Source organism: Kineosporia corallincola, assembly GCF_018499875.1.
GTDB classification, from domain to species: domain Bacteria; phylum Actinomycetota; class Actinomycetes; order Actinomycetales; family Kineosporiaceae; genus Kineosporia; species Kineosporia corallincola.
Map to the genome: position 1 here is coordinate 146124 of NZ_JAHBAY010000011.1, position 16972 is coordinate 163095.

At 70.6% G+C, this 16972-nt stretch carries 17 protein-coding genes and 1 pseudogene; 7 read left to right on the forward strand and 11 right to left on the reverse strand.

Annotated elements, in window-relative coordinates:
• Positions 1-74: 74 nt before the first annotated feature.
• Both KIH74_RS24830 and KIH74_RS24835 read left to right on the forward strand, forming a co-directional pair.
• Positions 75-2132, forward strand: a complete 2058-nt coding sequence (locus tag KIH74_RS24830) for an acyltransferase family protein (protein WP_214158572.1) — start codon at positions 75-77, stop codon at positions 2130-2132.
• Between the two features lie 91 nt (positions 2133-2223).
• Positions 2224-2589: a response regulator gene (locus tag KIH74_RS24835; protein WP_214158573.1), complete on the forward strand. Its 366-nt coding sequence runs from the start codon at positions 2224-2226 to the stop codon at positions 2587-2589.
• Between the two features lie 13 nt (positions 2590-2602).
• On the opposite strand, the gene KIH74_RS24840 is transcribed toward KIH74_RS24835, so the two are convergent.
• Positions 2603-3328, reverse strand: a complete 726-nt coding sequence (locus KIH74_RS24840; protein WP_214158574.1) for a maleylpyruvate isomerase family mycothiol-dependent enzyme — start codon at positions 3326-3328, stop codon at positions 2603-2605.
• 4 nt (positions 3329-3332) lie between these two features.
• Positions 3333-4367 carry a GDP-L-fucose synthase family protein gene (locus KIH74_RS24845; RefSeq protein WP_214158575.1) on the reverse strand — a complete coding sequence of 345 codons (1035 nt, stop codon included), beginning with the start codon at positions 4365-4367 and terminating at the stop codon, positions 3333-3335.
• Between the two features lie 263 nt (positions 4368-4630).
• On the opposite strand from KIH74_RS24845, the gene gmd reads away from it, so the two are divergent.
• The 4 genes from gmd to KIH74_RS24865 all read left to right on the forward strand — a co-directional run bounded on the left by gmd (position 4631) and on the right by KIH74_RS24865 (position 7619).
• Positions 4631-5641 (forward strand): GDP-mannose 4,6-dehydratase, encoded by a 1011-nt coding sequence (gmd, locus tag KIH74_RS24850; protein ID WP_246573028.1) that lies wholly within the window; start codon positions 4631-4633, stop codon positions 5639-5641.
• A 39-nt stretch (positions 5642-5680) separates the two neighbouring features.
• Positions 5681-6955, forward strand: a complete 1275-nt coding sequence (locus tag KIH74_RS24855; RefSeq protein WP_214158576.1) for a glycosyltransferase family 9 protein — start codon at positions 5681-5683, stop codon at positions 6953-6955.
• Between the two features lie 100 nt (positions 6956-7055).
• Complete coding sequence (locus KIH74_RS24860; protein ID WP_214158577.1) at positions 7056-7346, forward strand: hypothetical protein; 291 nt, start codon at positions 7056-7058, stop codon at positions 7344-7346.
• 75 nt (positions 7347-7421) lie between these two features.
• Complete coding sequence (locus KIH74_RS24865) at positions 7422-7619, forward strand: hypothetical protein (RefSeq protein ID WP_214158578.1); 198 nt, start codon at positions 7422-7424, stop codon at positions 7617-7619.
• An 8-nt stretch (positions 7620-7627) separates the two neighbouring features.
• Here KIH74_RS24865 and KIH74_RS24870 read toward each other — a convergent pair whose 3' ends face one another.
• The 6 genes and pseudogenes from KIH74_RS24870 to KIH74_RS24900 all read right to left on the reverse strand — a co-directional run bounded on the left by KIH74_RS24870 (position 7628) and on the right by KIH74_RS24900 (position 12594).
• Positions 7628-8083, reverse strand: coding sequence for an SRPBCC domain-containing protein (locus tag KIH74_RS24870; RefSeq protein WP_214158579.1), 456 nt, complete (start codon positions 8081-8083; stop codon positions 7628-7630).
• A 200-nt stretch (positions 8084-8283) separates the two neighbouring features.
• Positions 8284-8946: a hypothetical protein gene (locus KIH74_RS24875; RefSeq protein WP_214158580.1), complete on the reverse strand. Its 663-nt coding sequence runs from the start codon at positions 8944-8946 to the stop codon at positions 8284-8286.
• Positions 8947-9055: 109 nt separating this feature from the next.
• Positions 9056-9799: an energy-coupling factor ABC transporter ATP-binding protein gene (locus KIH74_RS24880; protein WP_214158581.1), complete on the reverse strand. Its 744-nt coding sequence runs from the start codon at positions 9797-9799 to the stop codon at positions 9056-9058.
• A complete protein-coding gene (gene cbiQ, locus KIH74_RS24885; protein WP_214158583.1) occupies positions 9796-10566 on the reverse strand; it encodes a cobalt ECF transporter T component CbiQ in 771 nt (256 codons plus the stop codon). Before cbiQ ends, KIH74_RS24880 begins: the two co-directional genes overlap by 4 nt.
• Positions 10563-11595: pseudogene (locus KIH74_RS24895) on the reverse strand (energy-coupling factor ABC transporter permease). Before KIH74_RS24895 ends, cbiQ begins: the two are co-directional and overlap by 4 nt.
• 123 nt (positions 11596-11718) lie before the next feature.
• Positions 11719-12594 (reverse strand): LysR family transcriptional regulator, encoded by an 876-nt coding sequence (locus tag KIH74_RS24900; protein ID WP_214158588.1) that lies wholly within the window; start codon positions 12592-12594, stop codon positions 11719-11721.
• Positions 12595-12764: 170 nt separating this feature from the next.
• Here KIH74_RS24900 and KIH74_RS24905 point away from each other — a divergent pair, with 170 nt between their 5' ends.
• Complete coding sequence (locus KIH74_RS24905; RefSeq protein WP_214158590.1) at positions 12765-13652, forward strand: SDR family oxidoreductase; 888 nt, start codon at positions 12765-12767, stop codon at positions 13650-13652.
• Here the strand turns inward: KIH74_RS24905 and KIH74_RS24910 are convergent, their stop codons facing one another.
• Genes KIH74_RS24910 through KIH74_RS24920 form a run of 3 tightly spaced genes read right to left on the reverse strand, consistent with a single transcriptional unit; the run spans position 13653 to position 16968 of the window.
• On the reverse strand, positions 13653-14669 hold the full coding sequence (locus tag KIH74_RS24910) for a LacI family DNA-binding transcriptional regulator (protein WP_214158591.1): 1017 nt from the start codon (positions 14667-14669) through the stop codon (positions 13653-13655). It abuts the gene before it with no gap.
• A gap of 8 nt (positions 14670-14677) precedes the next feature.
• The gene (locus tag KIH74_RS24915; RefSeq protein WP_214158593.1) at positions 14678-16066 is read right to left on the reverse strand and encodes a GH1 family beta-glucosidase; all 1389 of its coding nucleotides are present in this window, start codon (positions 16064-16066) and stop codon (positions 14678-14680) included.
• Positions 16063-16968 carry a carbohydrate ABC transporter permease gene (locus KIH74_RS24920; RefSeq protein WP_214158595.1) on the reverse strand — a complete coding sequence of 302 codons (906 nt, stop codon included), beginning with the start codon at positions 16966-16968 and terminating at the stop codon, positions 16063-16065. The genes KIH74_RS24915 and KIH74_RS24920 overlap by 4 nt, the downstream gene beginning before the upstream one ends.
• Between the last annotated feature and the right edge of the window lie 4 nt (positions 16969-16972).

Here is a 16972-nt window from a genome sequence, read left to right on the forward strand (position 1 = left end):
GGTGCTCGTGTGAACACCCTGGGATGTGTGCTTCGGGAGGCGGCACACAGCCTGATTGGGCACGATAAGGCATCATGACGAGCACTGCCGGTCCGGCCACCCGCACCGACCCCGGCGTCCACGGCCGTGCCCCGGCGGTTCAGCAGGGTAAACGGGGAGACATCCAGGGGCTGCGGGCGATCGCCGTCGTGATGGTCGTGGTGTACCACGCGAACCTGCCCCTGCCCGCGGGTTTCGCCGGTGTCGACGTGTTCTTCGTGATCTCCGGATTCGTCATCACCGGGCAGATCGAGCGGCTGCGCGAGGCCGGGCGGTTCACCTTCGGCTCGTTCTACGCGCGCCGGATCCGCCGTCTGCTGCCGGCCATGCTCGTCATGCTGCTGGCGGTGCTGCTGCTGTCGTTCCTGTTCCAGTCACCGATCAACACACAGTCCAACACCGCGGGCACGGCCCGGGCGGCGGTGCTGCTGTGGGGGAACTTCAACATCCTCAGCACCACGGGCGACTACTTCGCGGCCGGCGCGGTGATGAACCCGCTGCTGCACGTCTGGTCGCTGAGCGTGGAGGAACAGTTCTACCTGGTCTTCCCGCTGCTGCTGGTGCTCACCTGGAAACTCGGCCCCCGGGGGGTGCGCCGGCAGTTCGCCGCGCTCGGGCTGCTCACCGCGGCCAGCTTCGCGGTCTCGGTCTGGTTCTCCTACGCCGACTTCCGCATCCACACCTACCCGGTGTCCGACATCGCCTTCTACTCCTCGCCCACCCGGGCCTGGGAGTTCGGCGCGGGCGCGATGCTGGCGGTGTGGGCCACGGCCTGGTCGCGGCGCTCGCGGCGGCAGGTACTCGACGTGGACCGGCCGGTGGGCAGTCTGTGGGCGGTGCGGGCCGGCCGGTGGCTGCCGACCGCGCTGGGCCTGGCCGGGCTGGCTCTTCTCGTCGTCCTCAACCGCACCGTCGACGTGCAGACGGTGTGGCCCGGACGGGCCGCGCTGCTGCCGGTGATCGCCACGGTGCTGCTCATCCTGGCCGGCACGATCGGCACCGGCCCGGTGCAGCGGCTGCTCTCGTCGAAACCGTTCGTGGTGACCGGCGACCTGTCGTACAGCATCTACCTCTGGCACTGGCCGCTGATCGTCATCTCCACCCTGCTGTGGCCGGACTCCGACTCCCCGGTGTATGCCGCGTTGTTCTCACTGATCCCGGCCGTGCTCAGCTACCGCTACGTGGAACAGCCGCTGCGCCACGGCACGGTGCGGCTGCCCCGGGTGTATCTGGGTGGCGCGGTGTCGGCCGGGCTGGTGGTGCTGGCCGCGCTGACGCTCCAGGTCGCCGGGCCGTGGGCGGTCCCGAACGCCACCGCCTACACCAAGCAGGCGGCCGAGCTGACCTACGGCCGGGAGAACGGTTGCCTGGTGCGCAATCGGCCGTACCAGGAGTCCGACATGGACAAGTGCATGACCACGGTGCCCGACGCCAAGGGCTGGGTCATGCTGGCCGGTGACTCGCACGCCGAGGCGCTGTCGACCGGGCTGATCTCCGCCGACACCGACCTCGGCTACAGCACTCTGGCCCTGACCGGTGCGAGCTGCCCGTTCATGCGGGAGGCGCAGGCCAGCCGCGAGGTGTCGAACTGCGGTTCGCTGGCCTCGGCCCTGCTCGACCGGGCCACCAAGACCGACGACCCGCCCTCGCTGGTGGTGATCGGCCAGTGGGCGCTGCCGCGCTACGACAACGGCCACACCTGGCCCGAGCAGCTGAAGCCGGCCCTGGAGGAACTGACCGACGCGGGCATCCCGGTGATCTACGCGATGGACGTGCCGAACTACGCCACCCAGACCATGAACCGTCAGACGGCGTGCAGCGGCGGCTTCCTGAACTTCGTCTGCGACAAGAGCGAGCAGGCGATCCTCGACTACCAGGGCGACTCCCGGCAGGCCGAGTTCGACGTGGCCGGCAGCGTGCCGGGGGTCACCGTGATGGACCCCTGGGACCGGTTCTGCGACGGCACCACGTGCAGCCCGCTGATCGACGGCAAGCTGGCCTACTACGACTTCAACCACCTGAACCTGATCGGCTCGACGGCCCTGACCGAGGAACTGCACACCTCGGTGCAGCAGGTGCTCAGCCGCCGGTAGGCCGGGCGGGTGATGCGGTGACGCTCCGCTCGACCGGCTGCGTTCGGTCGCGACAGACTCACTGTCAGCAACCGCGCAGAAGGAGGTCGGGATGGCGAAGATACTGGTGGTGGAGGACGATCCGGACAACCGGCTGTTAGTGGAGTTCTCGCTCCGGCGTCTCGATCACGACGTGTACTCCGCAGGCTCGGCCAAGGAGGCGCTGGCGCTCATCGGCCTGCACGGCCTGCCCGACCTGGCACTGTTCGACATCGTGATGGACGGCACCGACGGGATCGGGCTGCTGTCCGCGTTGCGCCGGGTGCCGACCACCACGCCGCTGCGGGCGATCCTGTTCACCGCGCGGCAGCTGGCCGCCGACGAGCGCTCCGCGGCCGAGCTCGACGCCGGTCTCCTGCTGAAGCCGATGACCTCGGCCGAGCTGTGCCGGGCGGTGGACGCGGCACTGGCTGCCTGAGCGGGTGGGGCTGCTACTGGGTGGCCTCGGTCATCAGGTCTTTCAGCACGCCCATGCCGACCAGGTCGCCGCTGAACGTCAGGTCGTCACCGCTCCCGCGGTTGTACAGCCACAGCTCCAGATCGGCTGCCCCGCCGCGGATCACGGTGGCGGCCTCGCCCCGGTCGCTGACCCGCAGGGCCTCCGGCTCGAAATGCACGAACCAGGAACGGTGTTCGGTGCGCACCTCGACCGGCGGCCGGCCGATCTCGTACTCGTGCGGCTCGATGTCGGCCACCAGCATCGTGGCCAGCACCTCGTCGAGTCCGTCCTCGGCCAGCGCGGCGTCGATCCCGCTCGGGTCGTGCACCGCCAGTTCCGCGTCGAGGCGGTGGATCGCGGTCTCATGGGCCATGCGCCGGATCCAGAACCCCACGCTCTGGTCCGGCGCGAACCAGGTCCAGGCCGGATCCTGAGGCGCACGGACGTCGAAAACCTCGCTCACCGCCGCGAATCCGCGTTCCAGGATCTGGACGCTGCTCAGGCCGGACAGGTCCGGCTCCTGCGTGGGGCGGGCATTGAGCCGGATGCAGTCGACCTTGTGGAAGTACACCTCCCCGACGTGCCGCACCAGGTCGTCCAGCGACCAGTCCGGGCAGGAGGGCACGCGGATCGCGGCCAGGTCGCCGTCCACCGGTAGTACCGATCGAAGACGGGCGTACTCGGTGTTCAGGTGATGGCGCAGCTGCGAGGTGTCCATCCGGTCACTGTGGCAGGCCGACCAGGCCGTCCTCCACCCGAATACTGTCGAGGTTGCCGGTGAACCAGCGGTAGGTGCTCTCCACACCGTCGCGCAGCGAGACCGACGGCGACCAGCCCAGGCCACGCAGGCGGGACACGTCCAGCAGCTTGCGCGGGGTGCCGTCCGGCTTGGAGGTGTCGAAGGCCAGACGGCCGTCCCAGCCCACCACGTCGGCGATCGTCTCGGCCAGCTCGCGGATGGTGACGTCGATGCCGGTGCCGACGTTGATCGTCTCCGGCGAGTCGTAGTTCTCCAGCAGGAACACCAGGGCCGAGGCCAGGTCGTCGACGTGCAGGAACTCGCGCCGCGGCGTGCCCGAGCCCCAGATCGTGACCTCGCGCGCGCCGGTCAGTCTCGCCTCGTGGAAGCGGCGGATCAGGGCCGGCATGACGTGCGAGTTGGTGGCGTCGAAGTTGTCGCCCGGGCCGTAGAGGTTGGTCGGCATCGCGCTGATGTAGGGCAGGCCGTACTGCTTGCGGATCGACTGCACCTGCATGATGCCGGCGATCTTGGCGATCGCGTAGGCGTCGTTGGTCGGCTCCAGCGCGCCGGTGAGCAGTGCCGACTCCTGGATCGGCTGCTCGGCGAACTTGGGGTAGATGCACGACGAGCCGAGGAACAGCAGCCGGCCCACGCCGAACTGCTGCGCCGCGTCCATGAGATTGACCTGGATCCGCAGGTTGTCGGAGAGGAACTCGGCCGGGTAGCTGTCGTTGGCCAGGATCCCGCCGACCCGGGCGGCGGCCACGATCATCACGTCGGGCCGGGTCGAGGATACGAAGTCCATCGTGGCCCCGCGGTCGCGCAGGTCCACCTCGGCCGAGGTGGCGCCGACCAGGGAGCCGAACCCGCGGTTGCTCAGGGCCCGCCAGACGGCGGAACCGGCCAGGCCGCGGTGACCGGCCACGTAGACCTTCTGGTCCGGGGTGAGCCGGGGGCCGCCGGCCTGCCCGAGCGAGAGGTCCGCCGGGGTGGTGGAGGACGGAATCGTGGTCATGACGCCGAACGGTACCCGAGGTTCGAAACTTTGAGTGCTCATTCGGTGACTATCGGTGCAATGTCTGTGCGTGTCGCTCTGGGAGGGGGGCGCGCATCGGGTAAACGCCGGAGGTTCCGGGAACTGTCCCGTAATGCCTCTTCGTGATCGTCTCGTCACGCTACGGTACGGACCGAATCGGCTACCGCGAGTCCGCGCCGTTGCCGTCGGTGATGCCGGCAGCCGCGCCTCGAATTCACCACATCTGGAGGGGGCAGCACGCTTTGGAGACTCCGAAGAAGGCGCTGATCACCGGGATCACCGGTCAGGACGGCTCGTACCTGGCGGAACTGCTGCTGGACAAGGGTTATGAGGTGCACGGCATCGTGCGTCGCTCGTCCCAGTTCAACACGCACCGGATCGACCATCTCTACGTCGACCCGCACGACCCGCGCGCCCGGCTCTTCCTGCACTACGGCGACCTCACCGACGGGTCGCGGCTGGTGACGCTGCTGGAGAAGGTGCAGCCCGACGAGGTGTACAACCTGGCCGCGCAGAGCCACGTGCGGGTCTCCTTCGACGAGCCCGAGTTCACCGGCCTGTCCACCGGTGTGGGCAGCACCCGGCTGCTCGAGGCGATCCGGATGATCGGCCTGGAGTGCCGCTACTACCAGGCGAGCAGCTCGGAGATGTTCGGCGCCACCCCGCCGCCGCAGAACGAGAGCACCCCGTTCTGGCCCCGCAGTCCCTACGGTGCGGCCAAGGTGTACGCGTACTGGATGACGCGTAACTACCGCGAGGCCTACGGGATGTTCGCGACCAACGGCATCCTGTTCAACCACGAGAGCCCGCGTCGCGGCGAGACATTCGTGACCCGGAAGATCTCGATGGCGGTCGCCAACATCGTGGCGGGCAAGCAGGACTACCTCTACATGGGCAACCTGGACTCGGTGCGCGACTGGGGCTATGCCAAGGACTACGTCGAGGCGATGTGGCTGATGCTCCAGGCCGAGCAGGCCGACGACTACGTGGTGGCCACCGGAACCGCCTACACCGTGCGGGACTTCCTCCAGTTCTCGTTCGAGCACGTGAACCTGGACTGGGAGAAGTACGTGCGGTTCGACGAGCGCTACCTGCGCCCGACCGAGGTGGACTCGCTGATCGGTGACGCGAGCAAGGCCCGTGACGTGCTCGGCTGGACCCCGAAGGTGCTCACCCCGGAACTGGCCCGGCTGATGGTGGACGCCGACACCGAGACCATCGACCTGCGGACGAAGCTGCCCGCCCAGATCTGATCATCAAGGCGGCCACCCGGGTGGCCGAGGAAGTCGACCGTGGCAACGGCACAGAACGCGGAACGGACGCGGGACCCGCGGGGGATCATTCCCCCGCGGGTCCCGCGTCTGCCGGTTTTCCCCAGCTCCCGCCCGATCCCGAAGTGCCTGCCGCCCAGGCTCTTCGGCGACCTGGTGGACTGCCTGTCACCGGTGATGCAGCCGGGCGGCCCACGGGCACCGCGCTCGGTGCTGGTGATCCGGACCGACGAGGTGGCCGGCCTGGTGATGACCCTGCCGCTGCTGACCGCGCTGCGAGCCACCTGGCCCCAGGCCCGGATCACGCTGGTGGCCCGGGGGACGCGGGGTGAGTTGCTGCGTGGCGGCCCGCTGGTGGACGAGGTGGTCGCCTGGCCGGACCGGGCGGAGGGCCCGGAGTCGCTGCGCGGGCAGTTCCGCTGCTGGCGCCTGGCCCGTCGGCTGCTGCGCCGGACCCGGCCCCGGGGTGGGCGTTTCGACCTGGCGCTGCTGCCCGGCGCGGCCCGGCAGGAGGGCCAGCGCACCGCCCGGTACGTGGCCCGCGCCGCCGCCCGGCGGGTGGTCGGGTTCGACCCGGCCGACGCCGGGCGTGACCTGCTCACCGACCGGGTCGCCGACACCGGCCCCGGGACGCACCCGCTGCGCTCCGGCGAACGGCCGGCCGGGGCGGTGGGTGTCACCATCACCCCCGACGCCTACGACGCCCCCGGGCTGAGCGTGATCGGCCCGGCGGACCGCGCCGCGGCCGCCACTCTGCTCTCACCGCTGGCCTTTTCGGAGGGGCCGGTGGTGGCGGTCGAACCGGGGACGCACGACCCGGCGGTGCACGCGGCGGCCCTGAACCAGGTGCACGCCCGGCTGCCGGTGCGGGTGGTGCTGCTGGGCGGCCTGCACGACCAGCCGGCGGCCGAGGTCTTCGTGCGTTCCCTGGCGGCCTCGGTTCCGCTGGTCAGCGCCGTCGGGCGGACCCGGCCGCGGGTCACGGCGGCCCTGCTGGCCGGGAGTGACCTGTACCTCGGGGGCGTCGGCGACGCGATGCACCTGGCCTCCTCGGTGGCGACCCCGTGTGTGGCCGTGGGCGCGGCTGTGGGTGTGGCCGGGAGCGGGGCCGGGAGTGCTGGTGCCGGCGTCGTCCACCGGCACGACGGACCGTGGTCGGCCGGATCGCGGCTGGTCGTGCCGACCGCGCCGGACCCGGCGGGCCTTCTGGCGCGGACCGTGCTGGAGCTCCTGACCGGCGTCGCGCCGCAGCCACCCGAAACCCTGACCGATCGGCGGCTGCCCGTCACTTCTTGAGCTCTCCGAACGCCTTTCACCCGATCGGCGGTCGCCCACCCGGCCCCCCTGAGTCACGCTGTTCCGGCACATCCGTGAGCTGGGAGGGGTGAAGGATCCGATGGAACGGCGCTGCGTCGTCATCCCGGTCATCGAGCGACCGAACGGGATGATCATGACGCCGTCCTCGACCGAGGGCGGATTCTTCCCGCGGGTGATCGTCGAGGGACAGATCCGCTACTCGCGGCTGGTGATCGAGGGCGAGGACCAGGTGTGGGGGCCGACCCTGGCCGAGGCCCAGGAGCGAGCCGCGGAGCAGAACGCCGCCTGGGGCCTGACCAGCGACGACGTGCTCCAGATCCTGATCGGCTGGCAGGTGGCCCGGGATCAGGATGATGCGGGTATCAGCTAATTTTCCTGACGTTTCCCTACCGTAACCAAAGCTGTGCGTAGGGTGGGCACTTACGCGAGTCGGAGGGAACTTGTGGTGGGTGCTCTGATGGTGTCCGAAGGACGCTGGATCAAGATCGCGCTGGTGGCCGCTGTCGCCATCATGCTCGGGACCACGATGATGGTCACGGCCCAGCGGGCTCGTACCGATGCCGTCGATCTGGACCAGACCTCGGACCAGTGCGCGTTACCCATCGAGGAGCGGGTGGGCGGCTGGTTCTGCCCCGCCGACTGATCCCGGTCTCAGCGCGTCAGGTAGGCGGCCAGGTTCCGCAACGACGACTCCAGGCCCTCGGCGTGGTCTTCCGCCGAGATGCCCGGGGGCACGTCGTCGGCCCGGATCCGGATCAGGCTGCCGCCGTCCGGCGCCGGTGACACCTGCCAGGTCATCAGCATGGTGCCGGCAAACGCCGGATCGTCGGAGGTGAACTCCACGGCCTGCGAAACATGTTGCCCATCAACTACTTCCAGGATGCGTACGTCGACCACGTCGGAGTCGGCGGTGGTCTTGCCCGGCGCGTCGGCGAAGGTGAGCACGAGCCGGTACGACCCGCCGGCGCGCAGGTCGAAGTGCTCGAAGCGGCCGGTGGCCCCGTCCGGCGGCAGCCAGCTCTCCAGGGCCTGCCGGTCGACGAGGGCCGCGAACGCCCGCCCGGGCGGCGCGGCGATCACCAGTGAAGCGGAGTCGGTGCGCGACATGCCGCCACCCTAGGTGGTGAAGCCGGCGCGCGAGGTGCCCGGCCGGGCGCTGTCGACGGTGTAGGGGTCTTCGCCGGATGTCAGGTGCCCGGATCCTCGGGGGGAACCCTTTGACGTTTTGACACCGGCCAGGCGCCCGAGGTGGTGTCAAAACGTAAAAGGATCCCCCGTCCGCACAGGCCGGTCGGGGCCCACGCGTCTCACAACTGCGGCAGGCCCTTCACGTGCCAGCCGTAGTAGGCCGAGCGCACCTTCTTGTCCGACCCCGCTGTCACCCGGCGCACGGAGTGCCGCCGCCAGTCCGCCTGCTTCTTCCGCCAGACGAAGGTGGTGGCGCGTCCCGACCAGCTCTGGGCGCCGAAGTGGTCGCGGTTTCCCTGGTAGAGGGTGATGAAGGCGCGGTGGTCGCGCACCGTGCGGCGGATCCCCTCGAACACGCCGTACGAGCCGGCCACCACCCACTGCCCGGCGAACGGGTTGCCGGGTGCCCGGGTGGTCGGGGGCTTCTGCACCACCAGGGCGCCGTCGCGAAAGGTCAGCACCTTGAACGCGATCAGGTCGGCGCCCAGCTGGTTGGCGTAGACGATCTCGGCGCCGCGCACCCCGTCGATCCGGGCGGCGCCGAAGTACGCGTCGTCGTCCCAGCTCTCCACCCGTAAACGCTTGACCAGCAAGCGCTTCGAGGTGCGCACCCGGAACTCGACGGAGTGCCGGTTCTTCTGCCGGACGCCGATCTGGTCCCGGTTGCCGTCGCCGTCCACGTCGATGCGTTTCACCACGTCACAACCGGGGACGCCGGTGCACACGGAGGAGGTCTGCGGCGGCAGTGCCAGGGCGGCCAGAGCGACCAGTGTGCCCAACATGGATGACTCCTCGGCCGGGGGAACGCTCGATCCGGTCATCGAACGCCCGCGGCCACGGGTCGAGCTCCCGGCGACGGCAACGACCGGATCGGACGAAGCCGTTATCGGGCTATCGGGGCACAGCGAACCCGAACGGCAGCTCCAGCCGGTACTTCGCCAGCAGGGCCTCGTCGGCCAGCAGCTCGGCGGTCGGGGCGTCGGCCTGGATGCGGTGATCGGCGAGCACCACCGAGCGCGGGCACAGCTGGAGCGCGTAGGGCAGGTCGTGGGTGATCATCAGCACGGTCACGTCGAGCGACAGCAGCACCTCGGCCAGCTCTCGCCGGGAGGCCGGGTCGAGGTTGCTGGAGGGCTCGTCGAGCACCAGGATGTCGGGGTCCATGGCCAGCACGGTGGCCACGGCGGCCCGGCGGCGCTGCCCGAACGACAGGTGGTGCGGCGGCCGGTCGGCGAGGTCGGCCAGGCGCACCCGCTCCAGGGCGGTGTCGACCCGCTCGGCCACCTCCTGCTTGCTCAGCCCCAGATTGCGCGGCCCGAAAGCCACGTCGTCGCGCACCGTCGGCATGAACAGCTGATCGTCGGGATCCTGGAAGACGATGCCGACCCGCCGCCTGATCTCCGGCAGCGTGGCCCTCGTGACCGGCGTGCCGCTGATCCGGACCGAACCGGTGGACGACGAGTGAATGCCGTTCAGGTGCAGCGCCAGCGTGGTCTTGCCGGCCCCGTTCGGGCCCAGCAGGGCCACCCGCTCGCCCCGCCGCACGGTCAGGTCGACGCCGTCCAGTGCCAGGTGGCCGTCCGGGTAGCTGAAGCACAGGCCCTCGACCTGGACCGCCGGTGGAACCTCGCTCATGATCCGATCACGGCCGCCACGATACTGACCACCGCGAAGGTCGCCGGCAGGGCGAGGCCCACGCCCCAGCTGGCCAGGCCCGCACCGGCCTCGGACCCGGTGGGCATCCGGCCGTCGTAGCCGCGCGAGAGCATGGCCAGGTGAACCCGCTCGCCACGCTCGAAGCAGCGCACGAACAGGGCTCCCGCGCTGAGCCCCAGCACCGGCCAGTGCCGCAGGTTGCTCGCCACGAAACCCCTTGACTCCCGGGCGATCCGCATCCGCCGCAGCTCGTCGGCCACCACGTCGGCGTACCGGATCATGAAGCTCATGATCTGCACGATCAGCGTGGGCATCCGCAGCCGCTCCAGGCCGGTGAGCACCTCGCGCAGGGGAGTGGTGGCGGCCAGCAGGATCGACACCGCCACCCCGAGCGTGGCCGTGGCCATGAGTTCCCAGGCGCCCCAGAGTCCTTCGACGCTCAGGTGCAGTCCGAGCACCTCGGTGCGCTCGCCGCGGGCCACGAACGGCAGCAGCAGGGCGAACCCGATGAACGGCACCTCGATCAGCAGACGCCGCGCCAGCAGGCCGGGCGGGATGCGGGCGACGGCGGCCAGCGCCAGGATCACCGCGGCGAAAACCCCGAAGGCCCAGAACTGCTCGCGCGGGGCGGACACCACGGCGAGCACCGCCAGCACCGCGGCGACCAGCTTCACCTGGGCCGGAAGCCGGTGCAGCACCGAGGTTCCGGGCAGATACAGGGTGTGGTGGGCGTGCCCGCCGCTCACTGAACGTCGGCAGGTGCGTCGGCAGGCGCGTCTGCGTCGGTGGGCTTGCGCCGGCGCACGACGAGGATCAGTGCGGACGCCGCCACGAAGGTCACTCCCACCCCGATCACGCCGGCCAGACCTGTTGACAGCCGGGGGTTGTCGACACCCTTCACGCCGTAGTCGGCGAGCGGGGAGTCGCTCATCGTATGTTCCCGGGCCTGCTGCGAGATGCCCTGGTCCTCGCTGACCTTCTCCAGGCCGTCGGGGGAACTGCTGGCGTAGTAGCTGACCACCCCGGCGAACAGCAGGCTGACCGCGAGCAGGGTGATGAGGAGGTTGCGGGTGCGCACGGGATCAGGCCTCCTGAGTCACGGGGGTGGTCGCGGCGGCCGGTTCCGGACGCCGGAACCGGTTGAGGTAGACCAGGTCGGGCCGGGTGGCGGCGATGGCGGCGACGGTGACGGCGGTGATCAGGCCCTCGCCGATGCCGATCAGCGCGTGCACGCCGACCATCGCGGCGGCCACGGTGCCGAGCGCGACGTCGGTGGTGCCGCCGAGCGCGTACAGCCCGACGAAGGTGAGCGAGGCGCCGACCACCGAGATACCGGCGGCGACACCGGCGGCCACGGCCGTGGCGGCGCGGGTGCGCGGCAGCAGGCGGATCAGCAGCACCGCCAGCGGGAAGCCGATCAGCACGGTGGCCAGCGACATGTCGATGATGTTCACGCCGAGTGCGGTCAGGCCGCCGTCGGCGAGCAGCACCGCCTGCACGAGTAACACGACGGCCACGCACAACGCCCCGGTGAACGGCCCGACCAGGACCGCGGCCAGGGTGCCCCCGAGCAGGTGGCCGCTGGTGCCGGCGGCCACCGGGAAGTTGAGCATCTGCACGGCGAACACGTACACCGCGACCAGCCCGGCCAGCGGCGCGGTGCGCTCGTCCAGCTCGCGGCGGGCCCCGCGCAGGCAGATCGCCAGGCCGCCGACGGCGACCGCGCCGGCCGCGATCGAGATCGGGGCGTCGATGAACCCGTCGGGTGCGTGCATGGGCCTGGTCTCGATTCCTTGGAGGTGTGCTGGCCAGGACAGATTCGCTCAATTGCACAGGCTTTGCAATAAGAGCGTCTCAACGAGCACCGTGCCCGGCGGGTTCCACGGGTCCGCCGAACGTTACCCGACCGGCGGCAGCAGGCTCTGCGCGTGCTTGCGGAAGGCGCTGACCAGGCGGCTGTTGTCGCCCTCGCGGGAGGCGATCACCACGTGGCTCGGCGGGGCGTCGACCAGCGGGACGATGACCAGGTCGCGCCGCGGAGGGCGAGGCGCAGCCACCACGATCGCGATCGCCTGGCCGGAGGCGACCACCTCGAACTTGTCCTCCACGCCGGTGATCAGCGGGCCGTCGGGGGGTCTGCGGCCGTCCGGGCGCGGGTCGATGCGCCAGTAGGCGTTCGACTCCGGGTCGGCGAGCCGGGGGATCGGCTCGTCGGCGATGTCGTCCAGGCTGACCGACTCCCGGCTCGCCAGCCGGTGCCCGGCCGGCAGCAGCACCGCACGACGCTCGTCGTAGAGCACCGTGACGTGCAGCCCGGCGGTCGGGAACGGCAGCCGGGCCACGGCCACGTCGATCCGGTGCCCGAGCAGCGCCTCCGGCACGTCGGGCCACTCCACGTGCGTGGCCCGGATCTCGGAGTCCGGGTGCCGGCGGCGCATCTCCAGCACGGCCGGGGTGACGATCAGGCTGGTGATGTAGCCCACGGTCAGCCGGCTCGGGTCGGCGGCGGCCCGGGCCTCGCCGGTGGCCTGGGCCGCCATCCGCAGCAGCGCCCGGGCCCGGGGCAGGAAGGCCGTGCCCGCGCCGGTCAGCTGGGTGCCCTGTGGCGTGCGGTCGAGCAGCCGGGCGCCCACCTGCTCCTCCAGCCGCCGCACCTGCCGGCTCAGCGAGGGCTGCCCGACCAGCAGGGCCTGGGCGGCGCGGCCGAAGTGCCGGTGCTCGGCCACGGTGACGAAGTACCGCACCAGGCGCAGGTCGAGGTCGGAACCGTTCATGCCCGGAGCGTACCGCCGTGATCGGCGCCCTCTTCCCATGAAGATCCGTGTGAACTGCGGTGATGCCCGATCCGCATGTCGTCATCCGGAACAGGCCTTGGACCGGACGGCAGGGGCGGGAGCAGGGTGAGGACGTCAGCCAGTCCGCTCTCGCAGGGAGTTCGAGAACCATGCGCGTATTCGTCACCGGGGCCACCGGTTTCATCGGCGGGGCCGTCACCCGCGAACTGCTCGCGGCCGGTCACCAGGTGCTGGGCCTGGCCCGCTCCGACGCCGGTGCCGCCCGGCTGGAGGCCGCGGGGGCCGAGGTGTACCGCGGCACCATCGACGAGCCGGACGGCCTGCGGGCCGGGGCCGAGGCGGCCGACGGCGTCATCCACACCGCCTTCGACCACAGCGACATGGGCGCCCTGTCGACGGCCGCCGAGAAGGACCTGACCGTGGTGCGGGCGCTCGGCGAGGCCCTGGAGGGCACCGGCAAACCGCTCGTCACCACCTACGGCACCACGGCCCTGGCGCCCGGCTCGGTGGTCACCGAGGCGTTCCGCCCGGACCTTTCACGGCCCCGGGCGGCGGTGGAGGCCCTGACCCTCCGGCTGGCCGAGAAGGGCGTGCGGTCGGTGTCCCTGCGGCCATCCACCGTCGTGCACGGGCACGGCACGGCGGGTTTCGTGCAGCTGCTGGGCGCTGTCGCCCGGCAGAAGGGGATCTCGGCCCACCCGGGCGACGGGTCGGCGCGCTGGCCCGCGGTGCACGTGGACGACGCCGCCGTGCTGTACCGCCTGGCGATCGAGAAGGCGCCCGCCGCAAGCGTTCTGCACGCGGTGGGAGAGGAGGGCGTGACGGCGCGGCAGATCGCCGAGGCGATCGGCCAGGGGCTGGGCCTGCCGGTCGCCTCGGTGCCGCCGGAGCAGGCCGCCGAGCACTTCGGCTGGCTGGGAACGGTCTTCGGGCTGGACGTGCCGGCCTCCAGCACCGCCACCCGGGACCTGCTCGGCTGGCGGCCGTCCGGGCCAGGGCTGATCGAGGATATTGCTGCCGAGCCGGTTTTCGGCTAGTCAGGCAGAATCACGGACGACGAGATGCGTGGGCAGCACCACGTCGTCCACCGGTTCGCCCGGGTTCTCGATCAGCCGGCTCAGCGTCCGCACCATGTGCACGCCCATCTCCTCGACCGGCTGGTGCACGGTGGTCAGGCTCGGCGTGGTGTGCCGGCTGGAGGGTGAGTCGTCGAAACCGACCACGGCCACGTCGTCCGGCACCCTCCGGCCGGCTGCCGACAGCTCGGCCAGCGCACCGATCGCCATCTGGTCGGACGCGCAGAAGATCGCGTCCAGATCGGGCGCGGCGTCGAGCAGTTCACGGGCCGCGCGCCGTCCACTGTTCTCGCTGAAGTCGCCGGACCCGACCAGCGGCTGGAGCCCGTGCGCGGCCAGCGCCCGGGCGTACCCCTCCAGCCGGGACCGGCCGGCGCTCATGTCGGCCGGCCCGGTGATCGTGGCCACCCGGCGCCGTCCACCGGCGAGCAGGTGCTCCACGGCGAGGGCCGCCCCGCCCTCGTTGTCCATGTCGACGTAGGGCAGCGGGTTCTCGTCCTGCGGGCGGCCGCCCAGCACCGCGGGCACCCCGCGCCCGGCCAGCTGGGCGGGCAGCGGGTCGTCGCCGTGCAGCGACAGCAACAGCACCCCGTCGACGTGCTGCCGGCTGAGGAAGTCGTTGAGCCGGCCGCGCTCGGACTCCCGGTGCGCCATGGTGAGCAGGAGCTGCCGGGAGGTGCCGGCCAGCGACGCGGTGACGCCGCGCACCAGCTGCCCGAAGAACGGCTCCCCGAACAGCCGGTCCTCGGGCTCCGACACCACCAGCGCCACCACGTCGGTGAGTTGCGTGACCAGGGAGCGGGCCGCCCGGTTCGGCACGTAGCCGAGGTCGTCCACCGCGCGCAGCACGGCGTTCCGGGCGGCCTCACTGACCTGGACGGAACCGTTGATCACCCGGGACGCCGTGCCCCGGCCGACCCCGGCCCTCGCGGCGACCTGTTCCAGCGTCGGGGCCCGGCCAGGGTTTCGCCTGCTCATCTAGGTGATTATGACCGGTCGTCCAGTGAACGGGTCTCGATCACCTTCGAGTACCAGACCGCGCTGTCCTTGGGCGTGCGCACCTGGCTCTCGTAGTCGACGTGCACCACGCCGAACCGCTTGGCGTAGCCCTCGGCCCACTCGAAGTTGTCGAAGACCGACCAGAGGAAGTAGCCCTTCAACGGCACCCCGTCGTCGATCGCCCGGGAGCACGCGGCCAGGTGGTCGCGCACGTAGGAGATGCGGTCGGCGTCGTGCACCACGCCGTCCTCACTCAGCGGGTCGGCGAACGCGGCGCCGTTCTCGGTGATCACCAGCGGCACCGCGGGGTACTCCCGCTTCAGCCGGGTGAGCACGTCGTACAGGCCGTCCGGGTCGATCTCCCAGCCCAGGTCGGTCAGCGGCATGCCGTGCCGGACCTCCCGGGCGTGCGCCGCGCCGATGTAGGGCGAGTCACGCTGACCGGTGCGCTCGCCGACCAGGTCGGGGTGGTCCGGGTCGCCGGTGATCACGTAGCGGGTGTAGTAGTTCACGCCCAGCATGTCGATCGGCTGGCTGATCGTGTCCAGGTCGCCGTCCCGCACGTCGCCCATCCCGCCGAACTCCGACAGGTCGTGCAGCATGTCTTGCGGGTAGCGGCCTTTCAGCACCGGATCGAGGAACAGCCGGTTCTGGAAGCCGTCCACCCGGCGGGCGGCGTCGGTGTCCACGGCCGAGTCGGAGGCCGGGTCGACCGCGTACAGGTTGAGCGTGATCCCGACCCTCTCCACGTTCTGCGCCCGCAGCGCCTGTACCGCCAGCCCGTGCCCGAGCAGCAGGTGGTGCACCGAGGCCAGCGCGGCCGACGGATCTTGCAGGCCGGGCGCGTGCCGGCCGGATGCGTAGCCGATCAGGCTGGAGCAGAACGGCTCGTTCAGCGTGATCCAGTTCTTCACCCGGTCGCCCAGGTGCTCGTGCACGATCTGGGCGTACTCGGCGAATCGATAGGCGGTTTCGCGGTTCGGCCAGCCGCCGGCGTCTTGCAGGGCCTGGGGCAGGTCCCAGTGGTAGAGCGTGATCCACGGGTCGATGCCGTTCGCCAGCAGCTCGTCGGTCAGCCGGGAGTAGAAGTCCAGGCCGGCCTCCAGGCCGCGGCCCCGCCCGTCCGGCTGGATGCGGGGCCAGGACACCGAGAACCGGTAGGCCTCCAGGCCGAGCGAGGCCATGATCGCCACGTCGTCCTTGTAGCGGTGGTAGTGGTCGATCGCGACGTCGCCGGAGTCGCCGTTGACGACCCGTCCCTCGGTGTGCGAGAAGGTGTCCCAGATCGACAGGCCTCTGCCGTCCGCGCCGGCCGCACCCTCGATCTGGTACGCGGCGGTGGCGCCACCGAAGACGAAATCGTCTTTCAGACTCATGATTTCACGGCTCCATCCATGATTCCGCTGATCAGCTGGCGGCCGAACAGCACGATGACGGCGAGCAGCGGCAGGGTCGCCATCAGGGTACCCGCCATCACCAGGCTCTGGTCGGTGTAGTAGCCGCTGGACAGCCGGGACAGCGCGACCTGGACGGTCGGGTGCTCCGGGCTCAGCGCCACGTAGGGCCAGAGGAAGTCGTTCCAGTAGGTCATGAACGTGAAGAGGCCGAGGATGGCCGCCGCCGGGCGCAGCGCCGGCAGCACCACCGACCAGAAGATCCGGATCGTCGAGGCGCCGTCGACCCGGGCCGCCTCGATCAGCTCGTCCGGCACCGCCTGGCTGGCGTACTGGCGCATCAGGAACACACCGAAACCACTGGCCAGGTAGGGAAGAATGACGGTCGGCAGGGTGCCCTGGATGCCGAACCAGTCCATCATCATGTACAGCGGCACGGTGCCCAGCTGCACCGGCACCATCATCGTCAGCACGACGATCGAGATCAGCGCGTTGCTGCCGCGGAAACGCAGCTTGGCGAAGGCGAATCCGGCCAGGCCGGAGAAGATCACCACGAACGCGGTGATCGTGCCGGCCACGATGAACGAGTTCATCAGGGCCTTGGCGAACATCACGTCGGGGTTGTCGAACAGGGTCTGCACGTGCTCGCCCAGGTGGCCGCCCGGGGTGAAAACCGGCGGGATCTGCACGATCTCGTCGTTCGTGCGGGAGGCCATCACGAGCATCCAGTACAGCGGGAACACCGACAGGAAGAACGTGATCACCAGCACCAGGTAGTTCAGCGGGCTGGCCCGGAACAGCTGGTTGTTGCTCTCCGCGACCTTGCGCCGGAGCGGCTTCTTCGGCGTGGGTTCGGTCGCCGGTTCGGTTGCGACTGCGGTCATGGCC